The sequence below is a fragment of the Corynebacterium lowii genome (assembly GCF_001412085.1).
Taxonomy (GTDB): Bacteria; Actinomycetota; Actinomycetes; order Mycobacteriales; family Mycobacteriaceae; genus Corynebacterium; species Corynebacterium lowii.
Genome location: NZ_LKEV01000001.1, coordinates 1 through 14,759, shown reverse-complemented (window position 1 = coordinate 14,759; position 14,759 = coordinate 1). Strand labels below are relative to the sequence as shown.

The window sequence follows — 14,759 nt, the reverse complement described above, 5'->3', positions numbered from 1 at the left end:
CCCTGGGCATGACGTTGCTCTCCCTGGGCTATCTCTCTAAGGCTCATTGCCTGGCCAGCAGCCGCGGCGATGATGGAATACTGCGCCTCGACTGGTCGGGCAATCGGCAGTACATGTCCGCCTGCTATAGCGACATCGCGGGCTTTCACAGCGCGCTTCACTTCGAGGAATTAGCCAATCCCTTTGCCGCCCGCACGGTAGAAGAGCCGGTGCTTACCTCGCTCTTCCAGTGGCTCATCAACGCTTTGAGTCACCTCACGTACCCAGCGATTGAGGCTCTTTCCCTCCCCATTGCCCCCGCCGCGTGGTACTTCACGATCAGCGCGGCGGTGCTGGGCTGCACGTGGATTATCACCCTGCGCCTGCTCATGGACGTGGTGGGCAATAGGGTGTGGGACCTGATACTGGTGGCGGGCTCCCCCCTCTTGATCGTTTACGCCTTCCACGCCTGGGATCTATTGGCGGTATTCGCCCTGGTGGCGGCCCTGCGCAGCGTGCGCTATCAGCGCCCGGTGGCTGCCGGTATCTGGATCGGTGTGGGGGCGGCCTTCCAGGTATGGCCCGGCCTGCTCGTGGTGGCGCTCTTCCTTCTGGGAGCGCGCACGCGGCAATGGGCCTTCCCCGCGCGCGTGGCGGTGGCGTCGGCAGCCACCTGGATATTGCTTAACGCTCCGGTGCTGCTGCTCTACCCCCAGGCGTGGTTGGACCCGTACCGCTCGTATCTTGCCCAGGGCGCCTCGTGGGACACGCTTTATTACCTGGTGGGGCAGGTACTAGGGGTGCCCTTCTCCCCTACCGCGCTCAATGTGATGGTGCCGGGATTGTGGATCGTGGGCCTGCTCCTCATCGCGCAATGGGGGCTGGCGGCCAGGCGTACCCCGCGCCTGGCGGAGGTGCTCTTTCTCTTGGTTGCTTTCACCTTGTTGCTGAGTAAGCAGTGGTTGCCCCAGCACGCGCTGTGGCTCCTCGTGCCCGCCGTGCTGGCCTTGCCGCGATGGCGGCTTCTGCTGAGCTGGATGTTCCTGGAACTCCTGGTTTTCCCCGCCACCATGCTCTATAGCGGCGCGGAGGAGGGCAATGGCCTGCCCCTGTGGTTCTTTGCCACGCTGATTGTGCTGCGCGGCGGGGTGCTCACGGCCCTGGTGGTGATGGTGAGCCAACAGCTGCGTGGGCAGCGCGAGGACAAGGTGGATCATGCCACCGGGGGCGTGGACCCCGCGCTGCCGTGGGGGAAGCGATGAGCACGGGCTTGCTGCTGCTCACGATGGTGAGCGTGTTCTGCGGTTTCCTGTGCATCCTTGGGGCCTTTGCGGCCTTCATGTACAAGAAGCCGGCGCGCTTGATCTGGGGTCTCGGCGGGGTGGCGCTGGTACTCGTGACGGTGATCCCCGTGGTTATTGCCGTGTTCTATGCCGCGGGCACTTCTTCCTAGGGGCCTCCTAGGGGCCTTCCTAAGAGCCGTGTGGGCTCGCTTTTTATGCAGGTGTGCGCTATCTTTGAAAGGTTGCTTGACGCAACGACCCTCCTGCCACGCCCACCGAGGGCGTAGCCGAAATATCAATTACTAGACCATAGGAGGTGATGAGGTCCGTGCGTCACTACGAAATCATGGTCATCCTGGATCCTACTCAGGATGCGCGCACCGCAGCCCCGTCCCTGGAAAAGTTCCTTGACGTGGTTCGCAAGGAAAACGGCACCGTTGAAAAGGTCGATGTGTGGGGCAAGCGCCGCCTGGCCTACCCGATCGATAAGAAGGAAGAGGGCGTTTACGTCGTCATCAACCTTGAGTGCGAATCCAGCACGGTCAATGAGGTTGATCGTCTCCTGAACCTCAACGACAACATCCTGCGTACGAAGGTTCTGCGCACCGATAAGTAAGAGTGGATAGAATCTCGGATAAGACCGGGGGGCCTTGCCCCTCTGGCTGCCGTTTATCACACTGAAGAAAGGTTTAGCAGCATGGCACAGGGAGATACCAACATCACGGTCGTGGGCAACTGCGTCAACGACCCAGAACTGCGTTTTACGCCCTCGGGCGCCGCGGTGGCTAATTTCCGTGTGGCCTCCACCCCCCGCCGATTCAACTCTCAGACGAATCAGTGGGAGGACGGCGAGGCGCTGTTTTTGACTTGCAATGTGTGGCGGCAGGCCGCCGAGAACGTCGCAGAAACCATCACCAAGGGCATGAGGGTGATCGTTACCGGACGGTTGCGTCAGCGTTCTTATCAGAACCGCGAGGGCGAAAACCGCACGGTATACGAGATCGAGGTCGATGAGGTCGGCCCCTCCCTGCGCTATGCCTCCGCCCAGGTAAACCGCAACCCCCGCGAGGGTGGCGGTAACCGGGGTGGGCAGCCCGGCGGTGGTTTCGGTGGCGGCAACTTCGGCGGTGGCCAGCAGGCCCCGCAGGGTAACCAGGGCGGCTTTGGTGGCGGTCAGCCCCAGCAGTCGCAGCAATCAATGGGCGGCTCGAACTCCGCGCCGGCCAATGATCCCTGGAACTCCGCTCCCCCCGCCGGTGGTTTCGGCGGGGCGGACGACGAGCCCCCGTTCTGATCCCCGAGACCCTTTCCACATCATCCTCTTTTCAACAACGAAAGGCAGGGATCATGAAACTGATCCTCACCGCTGCCGTTGAGAACCTCGGTGTCGCTGGTGACATCGTTGAGGTTAAGGACGGCTACGGACGCAACTACCTGCTTCCGCGCGGCCTGGCCATCGTGGCTACCCGTGGTGCTGAGAAGCAGATCGAGGGCATCAAGCGTGCCCAGGAGGCTCGCGCTATCCGCGACCTCGACCACGCCCGCGAAATCCGCGAGCAGCTTGACACCCTGGAGGGTGTGACCGTCTCCGTGCGTACCTCGGAGAAGGGCAAGCTCTTCGGTTCGGTTAAGACCGATGACATCGTGGCAGCCGTGAAGAAGGCCGGTGGCCCGAATCTGGATAAGCGCGTCATCGAGCTTCCGAAGAACCTGGTCAAGACGACCGGCAAGTACCGCGTGAAGGCACAGCTGCACAAGGATATTGCGGCTAATGTGAACTTTGAGGTCGTCTCCGCTTAAAAACCGGTGACGGCGGCCCGCTCCACAAAGAAGGAGTGCGGCCCAACGACAACAGCGCACTCACGGCCCCGTGACTCACTTTTGGGTGAGTTCGGGGCCGTGAGTGTTTTTCATGGAGCGCAGGTTCACTACACGGGTTGAGCTGCCCTGTGGATAGATTGTGGATAACTGTGGAAAGTCGCGGTGAGTAATGCCCCAGGTCAGTGCCTTGAAGGGCCGTGAAGGGGGCCTAACAAGGCGAAGTAGCCGGTGTCAAATGCCCTGGTGTAAGGGCATCTTGGAGGATTTTTGCAGGAATGAGAGCCGGAAAAATGGCCTTGACCTGCACTGATGTTGCCGCCCTGTGCTTGGGCTTGGGGGATTATAGATACCACTACCCCGGTTTGTACACAGCACAGGCGGCGAGGGGTGGATAACTAACCATGTTGTCCACAGCCCCCTGTGGATAACTCTTCCAGTGATGGGGAATACAGTGGTTTGTGAGTAGATTATGGAGGCACAGAGAGTGCTTACGCACAGCACGAAGCAGATCAAGAAGCACAGCAAAGAACGAGACAGCCACCGAGACAAGAAAACCAATGGTATGCCCAGCACCCCTCTAGAGGATTACGCCCTGCTCTCCGATCAATCCACCGCCGCCCTGGTCTCCCGCGAGGGCTCGATTGATTGGCTCTGCCTCCCCCGCTTCGATTCGGGGGCGCTTTTTACCGCGCTCTTGGGCGATCCCACCGATGGCCGGTGGAAGGTCTCGGTGCGCGATGGTGAGGTCACGGGGCGTCGATACGTGGGCAATACCTTCATCCTGGAAACGCTGTGGCAATCGCCCACGGGCACGGCCCGCGTGCTGGACTTTATGACCCCGCGCAACGGCAAGGCGGATCTGATCCGCCGCGTGGAATGTCTCAGCGGCACCGTGGAGGTGCGGATGGACCTGCGGATCAGTTTCAACTACGGGAGGGTGCAGCCCTGGTTCCGCTGGGTTGAGGTCCCGGGTACGCAGGAGCCGGGCCTGCTGTGCACCGGCGGCCCGGAGGGACTGCTGCTCGCTGGGGCCATGATTACCCCTGACGCCGAGCAGGGGGCTTACGACGCCGATGTGATCCGCGGCAGCGTCACGCTAGAGGCCGGGCAGCGCGCGGATTGGTCGCTCACCTGGTTCAAGCCCTGGGAGCCGGTACCGGAGCCGGAAAACCCCGATGAGGCCCTGGCCACGGCGGAGGATTTCTGGGGCGATTGGATCGAGCGTCTGGACGTAGACGCCGCCACGCACCCCCAGGTGGAGCGCTCCTTGCTGGTGCTGCGCGCGCTCACCCACACGGAGACCGGTGGTATCGTGGCGGCTCCCACGGCCTCCCTGCCGGAATCCTTCGGCGGGGAGCGCAACTGGGATTATCGCTTCACCTGGCTGCGCGACGCCTCGCTCACGGTAGAGGTGATGGTGGCTCACGGCCTGATTAAGGGGGCTACGGCCTGGCGCAATTGGCTACTGCGCGCGGTGGCGGGCGATCCCGCCAAGTTGCAGATCATGTACGGCCTGGGCGGGGAGCGCGAGCTGCCAGAGAAGGAACTGCCGCACCTGCGCGGCTACGAGGATTCGCGCCCGGTGCGCATCGGCAACGGCGCGGCGGACCAGTACCAGGCCGATGTGGTGGGTGAGGTCATGCTAGCCCTGGCCGCGCTGCGCGACGCCGGATACAAGGATTCCGATTACTCCTGGGCGCTCCAGGTGAAGCTGCTCGATTACGTGATGGAGCACTACGAGGACCGCGATCACGGTATTTGGGAGATGCGCGGCGATCTGCACTACTTCACCCACGGCCGCGTGATGATGTGGGCCTCCTTCAACGAGGCCATCCGCGCGGTGGAGGAGCACGGCTACGAGGGCGATGTGGATACCTGGAAGCGGTACCGCGAACGCCTCTACGCAGAGATCATGGAGAAGGGGTGGAACGAGGAGCTGGGAACCTTCACCCAGACCTATGACAGCGGCGAGGTGGACGCTTCCCTGCTGCAACTGCCGCACACGGGCTTCATTGCCGCCGACGACCCCAAGATGCTCAGCACCGTGGCCCGCATCGAGAAAGACCTGGTAGATGAGCATGGCCTGGTGTATCGCTACCGCACGGTGGAGGGGATCGACGGCCTCAAGGGCGATGAATACCCCTTCGTGATGTGCGCCTTCTGGCTGGTGGAACAGTACGCGGCCTCGGGCCGGGTGGCCGAGGCCAAGGAAAAGTTCGAGATGCTCTGCGGCCTGGCCACCGATCTGGGCCTGCTGGCGGAGGAGTACGACCCCGCCACCAAGCGCCTGGCCGGTAACTTTCCGCAGGCCTTCTCTCATCTCTCCCTGATTAGGGCGGCCGATGCGATTGCGCGCGCCGAATCCGCCTAGTATCGGCAGGGCGAGGTGAGCCCGAACTAGAGGAGGAAGCATGACCGCGGGGAGTGCCAGTTTCGACGACGATTACGTACCGCCGAGCGACGTCGATGCTCCCCCGGCCTTCGAGGAACCGGGCGAATACCGGGGCCGGGGGGATTATCAGAATCGCAGCCGGGGGTCCGACGGCGGTTTCCGCCAGCCCCCGCACGATCGAGAGGCCGAGCAGGGCGTGCTCGGCGCCATGCTGCTCAGCCCCAATACGGTGTTGGACATCATCGAGGTGCTCTCCCCCGATGACTTTTATCACCCGGCCCACACCCTGATTTACCGTGCGATCATCGACCTCTTTTCGGAGAGCAAGGATATTGACCCGGTGATCGTCTCCGCCCGCCTGGAACGCCAAAACGAGCTGGATAGGGTGGGCGGTGCTCCCTACTTGCACACGCTGATCGCCTCGGTGCCCACGGCGGCCAATGCCCGTTATTACGCGGAGATCGTGGAGGAAAAGGCCACGCTGCGCAAACTGGTGGACGCCGGTACCCGCGTGGTGCAGTTGGGTTACGAGGGCGCCGAGGGCGCCGAGGTCGATGCCGTGGTGGACATGGCCCAGCAGGAAGTCTTTGGCATCAATCGGGATAAGTCCGCCGAGGATTACGAGGTGCTGGCGGACATCTTGCAGCCCACCATTGATGAGATTGACATGATTACCTCCAATGGCGGCCTGGCTCAGGGCATACCCACGGGCTTTATCGACCTCGATGAACTTACCCAGGGCCTCCACGGCGGCCAGATGATTATTGTGGCCGCCCGTCCCGGTGTGGGTAAGTCCACCTTGGCCCTGGACTTTGCGCGCTCGGCCTCCATTAAGCACAACAAGGCCGCCGTGATCTTCTCCCTGGAAATGTCCAAGACGGAGATCACCATGCGCCTGCTTTCGGCGGAAACGGAGATCAAGCTCTCCGATATGCGCTCGGGCCGCATGGATGGGGTGGCCTGGGAGAAGCTGGCCAGCCGCGTGGGGCAGATCTCCGAGGCCCCGCTCTTTATCGATGACTCCTCCAACATGACCATGATGGATATTCGCGCCAAGGCGCGCCGCCTCAAGCAGAAGCATGACCTGCAATTGATCGTGGTGGATTACCTTCAGCTGATGAGTTCGGGCAAGCGCGTGGAATCGCGCCAGCAGGAGGTCTCGGAGTTCTCCCGCTCGCTGAAGTTGCTGGCCAAGGAACTCGATGTGCCCCTGGTGGCCATCTCTCAGCTCAACCGTGGCCCGGAATCGCGTACGGATAAACGCCCGCAGCTCTCCGACTTGCGTGAATCCGGCTCGCTAGAGCAGGACGCCGATATTGTTATGCTCCTCTATCGCCCGGACTCGCAGGATAAGGATAATGAGCGCGCCGGTGAGGCGGACATCATCTTGGCCAAGCACCGCGGCGGTCCCATCGACACCGTGAGCGTGGCTCACCAACTGCACTACTCGCGCTTTGTGGATATGGCGCGCGGCTAAGCGCCCCGCCCCACGCGCTCCCAGGCAACCAGCAGCAACCAGTAACAGTCGGCCCCCGCTTAAAAAGCCGAGCGGAAGCCTCGCAACCGCAGGGAGTTGCCCACCACCAGCACGGAGGAGGCCGCCATAGCAATACCCGCGAACATCGGGTTGAGCAGCCCCAGGGCGGCCATGGGAATGAGCGCCACGTTATAGCCAAAGGCCCAGAGCAGGTTGCCGCGAATAGTGCTTAGGGTGCGCCGCGAGAGACGGATGGCGTCGGCGGCGGAGCGCAGATCGTTATTCATCAGGGTGATGTCGGAGGCCTCGATGGCCACGTCGGTGCCCGCCCCCATCGCCAGGCCCAGGTCCGCCTGGGCGAGCGCGGCGGCGTCGTTCATGCCGTCGCCCACCATTGCCACGGTGCGGCCCTGTTCTTGGAGTGCGATCACCTGGGTCACCTTATCCTCGGGGCGCACCTCGGCCAGCACGGCCTCGGGCGAAATACCCACGGCGCGGGCGGTGGCGCTGGCCGCACCGGCGTTATCCCCGGTGAGCAGCATGGGCTCCAAGCCCAGTTCGCGCAGCGCGGCGATGGCCTCGGCGGAGGTGGCCTTGGGGGCGTCGGCCATGGCAATGATGCCCACCGGCTCCCCCTCCACGCTCACCACCACGGCGGTGGCTCCTTCTTCCTGTGCCCGCAGCACGGCGGGGTGCGAGCTTAGCCCCTCGGGTCGGGTCACCTCCATGCGCCGGCCAGCCACGGTGGCGCTGATGCCTCGGCCGGGGTGGGCCTCGAAGTCCCGCGCGGCACCTTCTCTCCTGGCCGCCTCCTCAGACATCGCGGCACTCTCAGCCGGAGCCGAGGAAACAGCAGCCGCAAGAACAATCGCCCGGCCGATGGGGTGTTCGGAACCCGCCTCCACGGCGGCGGCCACACGCAGCACCTTAGCGGCGTCGATAGCCCCCAGGGGTATTACCTCCTGCACGGTCATTTCCCCGGTGGTGACGGTGCCGGTTTTATCCAGCACGATGGTGTCCACGCGCCGGGTGGATTCCAGTACCTCGGGACCTTTGATGAGTAGCCCCAGTTGCGCGCCGCGCCCGGTGCCCACCAGGAGTGCGGTGGGGGTGGCCAGCCCGAGCGCGCAGGGGCAGGCGATGATGAGCACGGCCACGGCCGCCGCGAGGGCGTCGGTAGCGCCCCCGCTGCCCCAGGTGAGGTGTGCTATCAGGGTGAGCGTGGCGAGCGCCATGACCACCGGCACGAATACCTGGGAGATGCGATCCACTAGGCACTGCACGGGGGCCTTGCTGGCCTGGGCCTGGGTGAGAAGGCGGCCCATCTGCGCCAGCGTGCTGTTTTCCCCCACTCGATCCACGCGCACCACGAGCCTGCCGGAGGTATTCAACGTGGCCCCGGTGACGCGCGCGCCGGGGGTCACCTCCACGGGGACGGACTCGCCGGTAAGCATGGATTCGTCCACGGCGGAGTGCCCTTCGAGCACGGTGCCATCGGCGGGAATCTGCTCGCCGGGGCGCACCACGGTGTGATCGCCCACGGTCAGTTGAGCGGTGGGAACGCGCACCTCTCGGCCCTCGCGCAGCACCGTGGCCTCCTTGGCCCCGAGGCTCAGCAGGTGGCGCAGGGCCTCGGAGGAGCGCCCCTTGGCGCGTTCCTCAAAGTGGCGGCCCAGCAGCAAGAAGGAGATCACCACGCCCACGGTTTCCAGGTAAATCTCGTTGCCGCTATGGGAATGAGCGCTCAGCGACATGTGCATGACCATGCCCGGCTCCCCCGCCCCACCGAGGAAGAGCGCCCAGGTGGACCACGCATAGGCCGCCGTGGAGCCCAGGGAGACGAGGGTATCCATCGTGAACGCCCCGTGGCGTAGGTTCAGCAGCGCCGCGCGGTGGAAGGGCCACCCGCCCCAGAAGAACACCGGGGAAATCAGCGCAAAGGCCAGCCACTGCCAGTAGGTAAATTGCAGCGCCGGAATCATGGAGAGCACCAGCACCGGGGCGCTCAGCAGCGCGGAGCCCCACAGGCGGCTATCGGGCTTGCTTTTCGACGCCCAGCCGTCGGCCTCGGCCTCAGCCCCGCCTTCCTCGCCAGGCCCCTCCTGTCCGCCCAGCGCAAAGCCCTCGTAGCCGGTGGCCCGAATGGTCTCTAGAAGATCTTCGGGAGTGACCTCGGTGGCGTCGTAGGCCACGGAGGCGGTCTCGGTGGCGAAGTTGACGCTGGCGCTCACTCCCTCCATCTTGTTGAGTTTGCGCTCCACCCTGGAAGAACACGCGGTGCAGGTCATGCCGCTAATTCCGAGGTCGATGTGTGCCGGGGTGCTCATATCCCACACCATATACCCCCTGGGGGTATTGGGCAAGGGTGGATGGCGCGGTTCCCGTACCCTGGTATGCGTAGCACGGCGTGGAATAACGCGCCGGGCGGGTGCGTTTGTGCCCGTGGAATCGCAAAGACAACGAACGAGGAGAGCACAATGGCTACTATCGACGTCACCGAGGACACCTTCGAGCAGACCGTGAGCGGCGAGGGCATCGTCCTCGTCGATGCGTGGGCTTCCTGGTGCGGCCCCTGCCGCGCCTTTGCCCCCACCTTTGAAAAGGCTTCGGAGAAGCATGGCGACGTCACCTTTGCCAAGCTCGATACCGAGGCGAACCAGCAGCTTGCCGCAGCCTTAGAGATTCAGGCCATCCCCACGCTCATGGCCTTCCGCGATGGGATCATGGTGTTCCGCGACGCCGGCGCTTTGCCGCCCGCCGCCCTGGAAGACCTCATTGGCCAGGTGAAGGGCCTGGACATGGACGATGTGCGCCGCCAGGTGGCTGAGGCGAACGAGCAGCACGACGCCGAGGCATAAAAGCTTGGCCTAAACGGTTTCAGAGAAGCCTCCACGAGAGAAGGTGCCCGCCTCCCTGAACTGATCCCAGAGAGCGGGTGCCTTTTTTCGTGCTTGCGTACACTCGCGGGGGAACGCTGAACAATCGCGCAAGGAAGGCGGGAACGCAGATCATGGCCAATCCCTTCAGCAAGGGCTGGAACTACCTCAAGGCGTCTCTGGACCAGAAGATCGACGAGAACGCCGACCCCAAGGTGCAGATTCACCAGGCCACCGAGGCGGCTAAGGAGCAGCACCAGGAGATTACCGAGCACGCCGCGGCCATTATCGGCAATAAGCGGCAGTTGGAGATGAAGCTGGATCGGCTGCTCAAGGAGCAGGATTCCCTCCAGGGCCAGGCTAAGCAGGCCATCACGATGGCCGATCAGGCCAGTGCCCAGGGTGACAGCACCCGCGCCGCGGAGTACACCAATACCGCCGAGGTTTTTGCCAGCCAGCTCGTGGCGGTGGAGCAGCAGATCGAAGAGCTCAAGACCTCCCACCAGCAGGCCTCGCAGGCCGCGGAGCAGGCGCAGCAGAAGCAGCGAGAGTCTGAGGCTCGCCTCAAGGAGCAGATGGCGCAGATTGACCAGCTCCGCGCACAGGTGGACCAGGCCAAGATGCAGGAGGCCTCCAACGAGGCGATAGGGGCGCTTAGCGCCAGCGCCGATGATTCCACGCCCACCCTGGATGGGGTGCGCGAGAAGATCGAGCGCCGCTACGCCAACGCCCTGGGCGCCCAGGAGCTCGCGGAGGGGTCCGTTAATTCCCGTATGGATGAGATCGCTGCTGCGGGCAGGGATATGAAGGCGAGCGCCCGCCTGGATCAGATTCGCGCGGAGCTCAATGCGGGGAATACCGCTCAAGATAACGCGGCCCTCGAACAGGGAGAGTCCGAGGGCCGCGAGGTTTAAGCGTTGAGCGCTGCTCGCGCTATCACTCGCGCCTGATGTTGATGAGTACGCCCCGGATTCCGGCGTGAAAGCCATCGCGGAGGTTAACCCGCTGGGTTTCTGAGAGGGTGTACTCGTGCAGGGTCTCGCAGGCGAATTGCAGCAGGGGGCGATCGACCTCGGGGGGAAGCCCGCCACCGGAAAGCAGATGCGCGTGATCGCGCTGTTCGGCTGAGGCAGCGTTGTCATACCACCAGGTAGCGTACTGCTGCCCCACGTCATAGGGGGTTTGGTAGCCCGCTGAGGCCCATACCTCGTTGGGCAGGGGGACGTAGCGCGAGCGCAGTTTGCGCTTGGGCGCCATCATGGAGGGCTTGGGCGCGGGCTTGGGGGCCTCGCTTTCCGTCTCTGCCGTCGCCGCCTCTGTTTCTGCCGCGCTGATGCTTTCCTGCTCAAAGCGGGGTACGGCAGGCGGCTCGTTCCCCTCGGTGGGTGCGGGCTGGACGGGGGCGGGCTGGACTGGGGCAGACTCGGCGGGGGGGGGCGCCGGGGCGGCCGGAGGGGCGTCGATAAGCTCCTCGGGCGTCGTGTCGGTTTCCTCCGGGCGTTCGGCATTGTCCGCCGCGGTGGGGGTGCTGGGCGCGTGGTGCCCGCGGGTGGCCGCCTCGGGTACGAGGGTGGGGCCGGGGTCCTCGGGGGGCTCCATTTCGCCCAGGGGTTTGGTGGGTACCGCAGGGGGCAGGGGGCCTTCGAGGATTTGCAGCTGCATGGAGTCTGCAAAGTCCTCGCGCGGGTCCAGGATGGTGGTGGTATCGCAGGCGTAGCGCAGGGCGGAGGACATGGAATCCCAGCCGAAGCCGTAGAGGTGGACGCGGATACCGGCCGCGGTGGCCTCCTGGACTCCGGGGATCATATCGGCGTCGCCGGAGACCAAAACGATGTCCGTGTGCTGCTGTTTTATGGCAGCAACCACCATATCGGCCACCAGGCGGGTATCCACGGCCTTTTGGGTACGTCGCTCCCCCCAGGCGATGAGCTGACCGGCGCGCAGTTGCACTCCATCGCAGGAGCGCAGGGCACGCTGGTAGCGGTGCGGCCCAGATTCGGGAATACCGTCGTACCAGAGTTGTCGGTGGATGGGTTGGCGTAGTTGGTTTTCGATCATGGTGCCCAGGACGCCTACGACCTCGGGCAGGTCAATTTCTAACTGTGCGCGTGCGCCGGTCTCCCACGAGTTGTAAAAGCTCGCGAGGAGATACGAGGTGTCCACGAACACGAGTGTGCGTTCAAGCATGGCTCCTAATTTCCGTTTCATAAGTATTGCTCTAAATTGCAGTACCCCCAGCATGCCCCATAGTGGGGGGTTGCGTCGAAGTTCTGAGAGTTTTCCCTGTTGAGGGGTATGGGTGCGGTTGTTGTTTCGTTCCATAGTCCGAAGGATCCGTCGCGTTTTGGGCTGCCGTCTCGTTGATTTCCCTTGACACCAACCAGGTTGGTTGATTACATGAGTAACTAAGCAGCTAAGAGGAGGTCTGGCATGGACGAAGCGGCGGCACCGCTATTCCAGCAGATAGCGCAGCTCATTGAGGACAGCATCGTGGAGGGCACCCTCGCCGCCGGGCAGCGCGCTCCCTCCACCAATGAGCTGGCGGCTTTTCACAAGATCAATCCCGCCACCGCGCGCAAGGGCCTCACGCTGCTCGTGGAATCCGGGGTGCTGATGAAGCGCCGCGGCGTGGGCATGTTCGTTACCGAAAGTGCCCGCGAGATCATCATGGATCGCCGCAGAGAGCAATTCCCCGGCGCCTACCTGGCCCCCATGATCGACGAGGCCCTGCGCCTCAACCTCAACCGAGCTCAACTCCACGACCTCGTAGATCGCGTGGCAGAAAGCAGAGGACTGTACTCATGAACACCGCACTCATCGAATCTCACGACCTGCGCGGACGCTACACCTCCGCGCGCATTTTCGACGGCCTCCGGCTCACCCTCCCCCAGGGCGGAATCCACGGCCTCATCGGCCCCAACGGAGTGGGCAAGACCACGCTACTGCGCGTGCTTTCCGGTCAATTGCCGCACGACGGCGAACTTTCCATCTGGGGCATGGACCCCTTCGACAATCCCCAGGTGATGTCGCGCATCGTGCTCGCGGGTATCGACGCCCCCTTGCCCGATAACTGGGAAGCCATGCGGCTCTTCCGCATCGCCGCCGCGCGTTACCCCACCTGGGACCAGGACCGCGCGCTGGGCCTGCTGCGCGAGTTCGATCTGCCCAGTTACAAGAAGTATTCCGCCCTTTCGCGCGGCCAGAAGTCCGCCCTGGGAATCATCTTCGCCCTGGCCTCCGGCTGCGATCTCACGCTTCTCGACGAGCCCTACCTCGGCCTCGACGTGGAAAAGCGCGACGTCTTTTACCGCGAATTACGCGCCGAGCGCGATCACCGCCCCAGCGCCACCTTTCTGCTCTCCACGCACGAGCTGCACGAATCGGAAAAGTTACTGGACACCGTGACCATTCTCGGTGGCGATTCAGTACGCCTCAGCGGTCCGCTCGACGAGGTGCTAGAAGAATACAGCAGCATTCTCGGCCCCAGCGCCGCCGCACAAGAGCTTATCGACGCCCACCCGGCCCACGTCCTGCACGTAGAGGAACTGGCGGGCAGCACGCGGGCTGTGCTGAACGTGAGACGAGACGAGTTGGGGGAATTGCCCGGTGGGGTGCGAGTGCAGGTGCTCAGCTTGGAAGAACTGGCCCGCGCTATTGAGGGGGTGGAGTAAATGCAGGGTGTGAAACTGTGGTGGGGGTTGACGGAGAAGATGAAGCCGGTGCTGTGGCTGGCCTGGACTTTTGCTCTGTCCACGCTTGGCTTTCCAGAGCTCGGGGAGAGTTGGTTCCGCTTTGCCTGGGTACTCCTCTGTGTTGTCCTGATTATGGGAATGTCCTGGCGCTTTGATGCAGGCTACGCGGCGTTGAATCTTCCCCTCAAAATCTGGCGTGGGCATCAGCGCATTGATACTTCCCTGATATTAGTGAGCATGCTTACAGTCATTCTCTGTAGGACATCCTGGGGTAGCCCAAAGCAAATCTTTTTCTTATTGGTGGTGCTTGCCGCAGCGGGGCGTCATCTTTTTGGGAGGACTAGGCAGGCGAGCTCCTATCTGGGAGAAAGTTTGGCCAGTCGCCTTTCCGCCCATGCTTCGGCTGAAGAACCGAAAAAGAAGAAAGATACGTGGATACCCTATCCCGAAACTCTGTTGGGGCAGAGTATCCTACGGCTGCAATTGGGCTTTAGCGTGGGCTTAGTTGTTGCTACTCTCATCGGGGCATTTTTGAGCCGGTTCATCTCGTGGATTTTTCATACTCCACCGATACCGGTTTCGGGTGGGCTACTGGTCGTAGTCTGGATGTTCATTTTCTTTTTCGGCCTGGATCGGATTCAGGACAGCTACTGGCAGTGGATCCGTTTTGGCGGCTCCCGCACGCAATGGGCACGGTGGACTGCGGTGATAAATGTTGGCCTCGTTCTTGTAGCCATAGCCGTGGGAACCGTGGCGGGAATCATCGTTGGAGAGGGGCTGGCGCAGGGGGCCTTAGCGGGAGCGATGTGCGGTATCTACCTCATCCCAGTGCTGATTCTCTCAGCCGTGGGTGGACGGCATAACTGGTTTGCCTGTTGCGTGTTTGTCCTGGGCATGGCTTCGGTACTTGTTCTATTCGGTATGGACAAGATCGGACTCAACCAGTGGCTCTTACTTCAAGGTGGGTTGACGGCGTTCATTCTCTTGCTATTGCCCCGGCTTGTCCGTCATGCCGGGCACGAGTTGCGAGGCCTGTCTGCCTTCTTTGGAACCAAAGCGCGAACGTAGGGCAAACAGTAGGTGAACAAGATGCTCTAAAAACATGCTCTGGCCTGGGTGTTTGTGTGGTGGTGGGGTGGTGTGTAAATTAGTGCGAGTCGCCGCGACAAGGCCCACCCCACACAATCAGGGGTGATCGCCGTGTGGTGGTTGTGTTGTGTGAGAACTCGATAGCGTACC

Annotated in this window: 14 protein-coding genes; 12 read left to right on the top strand and 2 right to left on the bottom strand. The window is 63.0% G+C overall.

What is annotated here, in order from left to right:
• Positions 1-8 precede the first annotated feature (8 nt).
• The 7 genes from Clow_RS00070 (at position 9) to dnaB (ending at position 6,952) form a co-directional block, all read left to right on the top strand.
• Entirely contained in the window at positions 9-1,241 is a 1,233-nt protein-coding gene (locus tag Clow_RS00070; protein ID WP_055174590.1) for a glycosyltransferase family 87 protein, read from the top strand.
• A complete protein-coding gene (locus tag Clow_RS00065) occupies positions 1,238-1,432 on the top strand; it encodes a hypothetical protein (RefSeq protein ID WP_055174589.1) in 195 nt (64 codons plus the stop codon). The genes Clow_RS00070 and Clow_RS00065 overlap by 4 nt, the downstream gene beginning before the upstream one ends.
• A 158-nt stretch (positions 1,433-1,590) precedes the next feature.
• Positions 1,591-1,878 (top strand): 30S ribosomal protein S6, encoded by a 288-nt coding sequence (gene rpsF / locus Clow_RS00060; RefSeq protein WP_186337400.1) that lies wholly within the window; start codon positions 1,591-1,593, stop codon positions 1,876-1,878.
• Between the two features lie 81 nt (positions 1,879-1,959).
• Positions 1,960-2,556: a single-stranded DNA-binding protein gene (locus Clow_RS00055; protein WP_055174587.1), complete on the top strand. Its 597-nt coding sequence runs from the start codon at positions 1,960-1,962 to the stop codon at positions 2,554-2,556.
• 53 nt (positions 2,557-2,609) lie between these two features.
• A complete protein-coding gene (rplI, locus tag Clow_RS00050) occupies positions 2,610-3,062 on the top strand; it encodes a 50S ribosomal protein L9 (RefSeq protein ID WP_055174585.1) in 453 nt (150 codons plus the stop codon).
• 583 nt (positions 3,063-3,645) lie between these two features.
• Complete coding sequence (locus Clow_RS00045) at positions 3,646-5,454, top strand: glycoside hydrolase family 15 protein (protein ID WP_055174584.1); 1,809 nt, start codon at positions 3,646-3,648, stop codon at positions 5,452-5,454.
• A 40-nt stretch (positions 5,455-5,494) separates the two neighbouring features.
• The gene (dnaB, locus tag Clow_RS00040; RefSeq protein ID WP_055174581.1) at positions 5,495-6,952 is read left to right on the top strand and encodes a replicative DNA helicase; all 1,458 of its coding nucleotides are present in this window, start codon (positions 5,495-5,497) and stop codon (positions 6,950-6,952) included.
• A gap of 59 nt (positions 6,953-7,011) precedes the next feature.
• Here dnaB and Clow_RS00035 read toward each other — a convergent pair whose 3' ends face one another.
• Positions 7,012-9,291 carry a heavy metal translocating P-type ATPase gene (locus tag Clow_RS00035; protein ID WP_156334574.1) on the bottom strand — a complete coding sequence of 760 codons (2,280 nt, stop codon included), beginning with the start codon at positions 9,289-9,291 and terminating at the stop codon, positions 7,012-7,014.
• 138 nt (positions 9,292-9,429) lie between these two features.
• Here Clow_RS00035 and trxA point away from each other — a divergent pair, with 138 nt between their 5' ends.
• Both trxA and Clow_RS00025 read left to right on the top strand, forming a co-directional pair.
• A complete protein-coding gene (gene trxA / locus Clow_RS00030) occupies positions 9,430-9,810 on the top strand; it encodes a thioredoxin (protein ID WP_055174578.1) in 381 nt (126 codons plus the stop codon).
• A 152-nt stretch (positions 9,811-9,962) separates the two neighbouring features.
• Entirely contained in the window at positions 9,963-10,742 is a 780-nt protein-coding gene (locus Clow_RS00025) for a PspA/IM30 family protein (protein WP_055174575.1), read from the top strand.
• 22 nt (positions 10,743-10,764) lie between these two features.
• Here Clow_RS00025 and Clow_RS00020 read toward each other — a convergent pair whose 3' ends face one another.
• A complete protein-coding gene (locus Clow_RS00020) occupies positions 10,765-12,015 on the bottom strand; it encodes an NYN domain-containing protein (protein ID WP_055174572.1) in 1,251 nt (416 codons plus the stop codon).
• Between the two features lie 243 nt (positions 12,016-12,258).
• On the opposite strand from Clow_RS00020, the gene Clow_RS00015 reads away from it, so the two are divergent.
• The 3 genes from Clow_RS00015 to Clow_RS00005 are packed head-to-tail and all read left to right on the top strand — an operon-like array spanning position 12,259 to position 14,588.
• Positions 12,259-12,633: a GntR family transcriptional regulator gene (locus Clow_RS00015; RefSeq protein ID WP_055174569.1), complete on the top strand. Its 375-nt coding sequence runs from the start codon at positions 12,259-12,261 to the stop codon at positions 12,631-12,633.
• On the top strand, positions 12,630-13,499 hold the full coding sequence (locus tag Clow_RS00010) for an ATP-binding cassette domain-containing protein (RefSeq protein ID WP_055174566.1): 870 nt from the start codon (positions 12,630-12,632) through the stop codon (positions 13,497-13,499). The genes Clow_RS00015 and Clow_RS00010 overlap by 4 nt, the downstream gene beginning before the upstream one ends.
• Before the next feature lie 39 nt (positions 13,500-13,538).
• Positions 13,539-14,588, top strand: coding sequence for a hypothetical protein (locus Clow_RS00005; RefSeq protein ID WP_156334475.1), 1,050 nt, complete (start codon positions 13,539-13,541; stop codon positions 14,586-14,588).
• The last annotated feature ends 171 nt before the right edge of the window (positions 14,589-14,759 follow it).

Bases quoted from the DNA above. Each gene is read 5' to 3' on its own strand.
- Clow_RS00070 (WP_055174590.1), top strand. From the start codon at position 9: ATGACGTTGCTCTCCCTGGGCTATCTCTCTAAGGCTCATTGCCTGGCC.
- Clow_RS00065 (WP_055174589.1), top strand. From the start codon at position 1,238: ATGAGCACGGGCTTGCTGCTGCTCACGATGGTGAGCGTGTTCTGCGGT.
- Clow_RS00055 (WP_055174587.1), top strand. From the start codon at position 1,960: ATGGCACAGGGAGATACCAACATCACGGTCGTGGGCAACTGCGTCAAC.
- rplI (WP_055174585.1), top strand. From the start codon at position 2,610: ATGAAACTGATCCTCACCGCTGCCGTTGAGAACCTCGGTGTCGCTGGT.
- Clow_RS00045 (WP_055174584.1), top strand. From the start codon at position 3,646: ATGCCCAGCACCCCTCTAGAGGATTACGCCCTGCTCTCCGATCAATCC.
- dnaB (WP_055174581.1), top strand. From the start codon at position 5,495: ATGACCGCGGGGAGTGCCAGTTTCGACGACGATTACGTACCGCCGAGC.
- Clow_RS00035 (WP_156334574.1), bottom strand. From the start codon at position 9,291: ATGGTGTGGGATATGAGCACCCCGGCACACATCGACCTCGGAATTAGC.
- trxA (WP_055174578.1), top strand. From the start codon at position 9,430: ATGGCTACTATCGACGTCACCGAGGACACCTTCGAGCAGACCGTGAGC.
- Clow_RS00025 (WP_055174575.1), top strand. From the start codon at position 9,963: ATGGCCAATCCCTTCAGCAAGGGCTGGAACTACCTCAAGGCGTCTCTG.
- Clow_RS00020 (WP_055174572.1), bottom strand. From the start codon at position 12,015: ATGCTTGAACGCACACTCGTGTTCGTGGACACCTCGTATCTCCTCGCG.
- Clow_RS00015 (WP_055174569.1), top strand. From the start codon at position 12,259: ATGGACGAAGCGGCGGCACCGCTATTCCAGCAGATAGCGCAGCTCATT.
- Clow_RS00010 (WP_055174566.1), top strand. From the start codon at position 12,630: ATGAACACCGCACTCATCGAATCTCACGACCTGCGCGGACGCTACACC.
- Clow_RS00005 (WP_156334475.1), top strand. From the start codon at position 13,539: ATGAAGCCGGTGCTGTGGCTGGCCTGGACTTTTGCTCTGTCCACGCTT.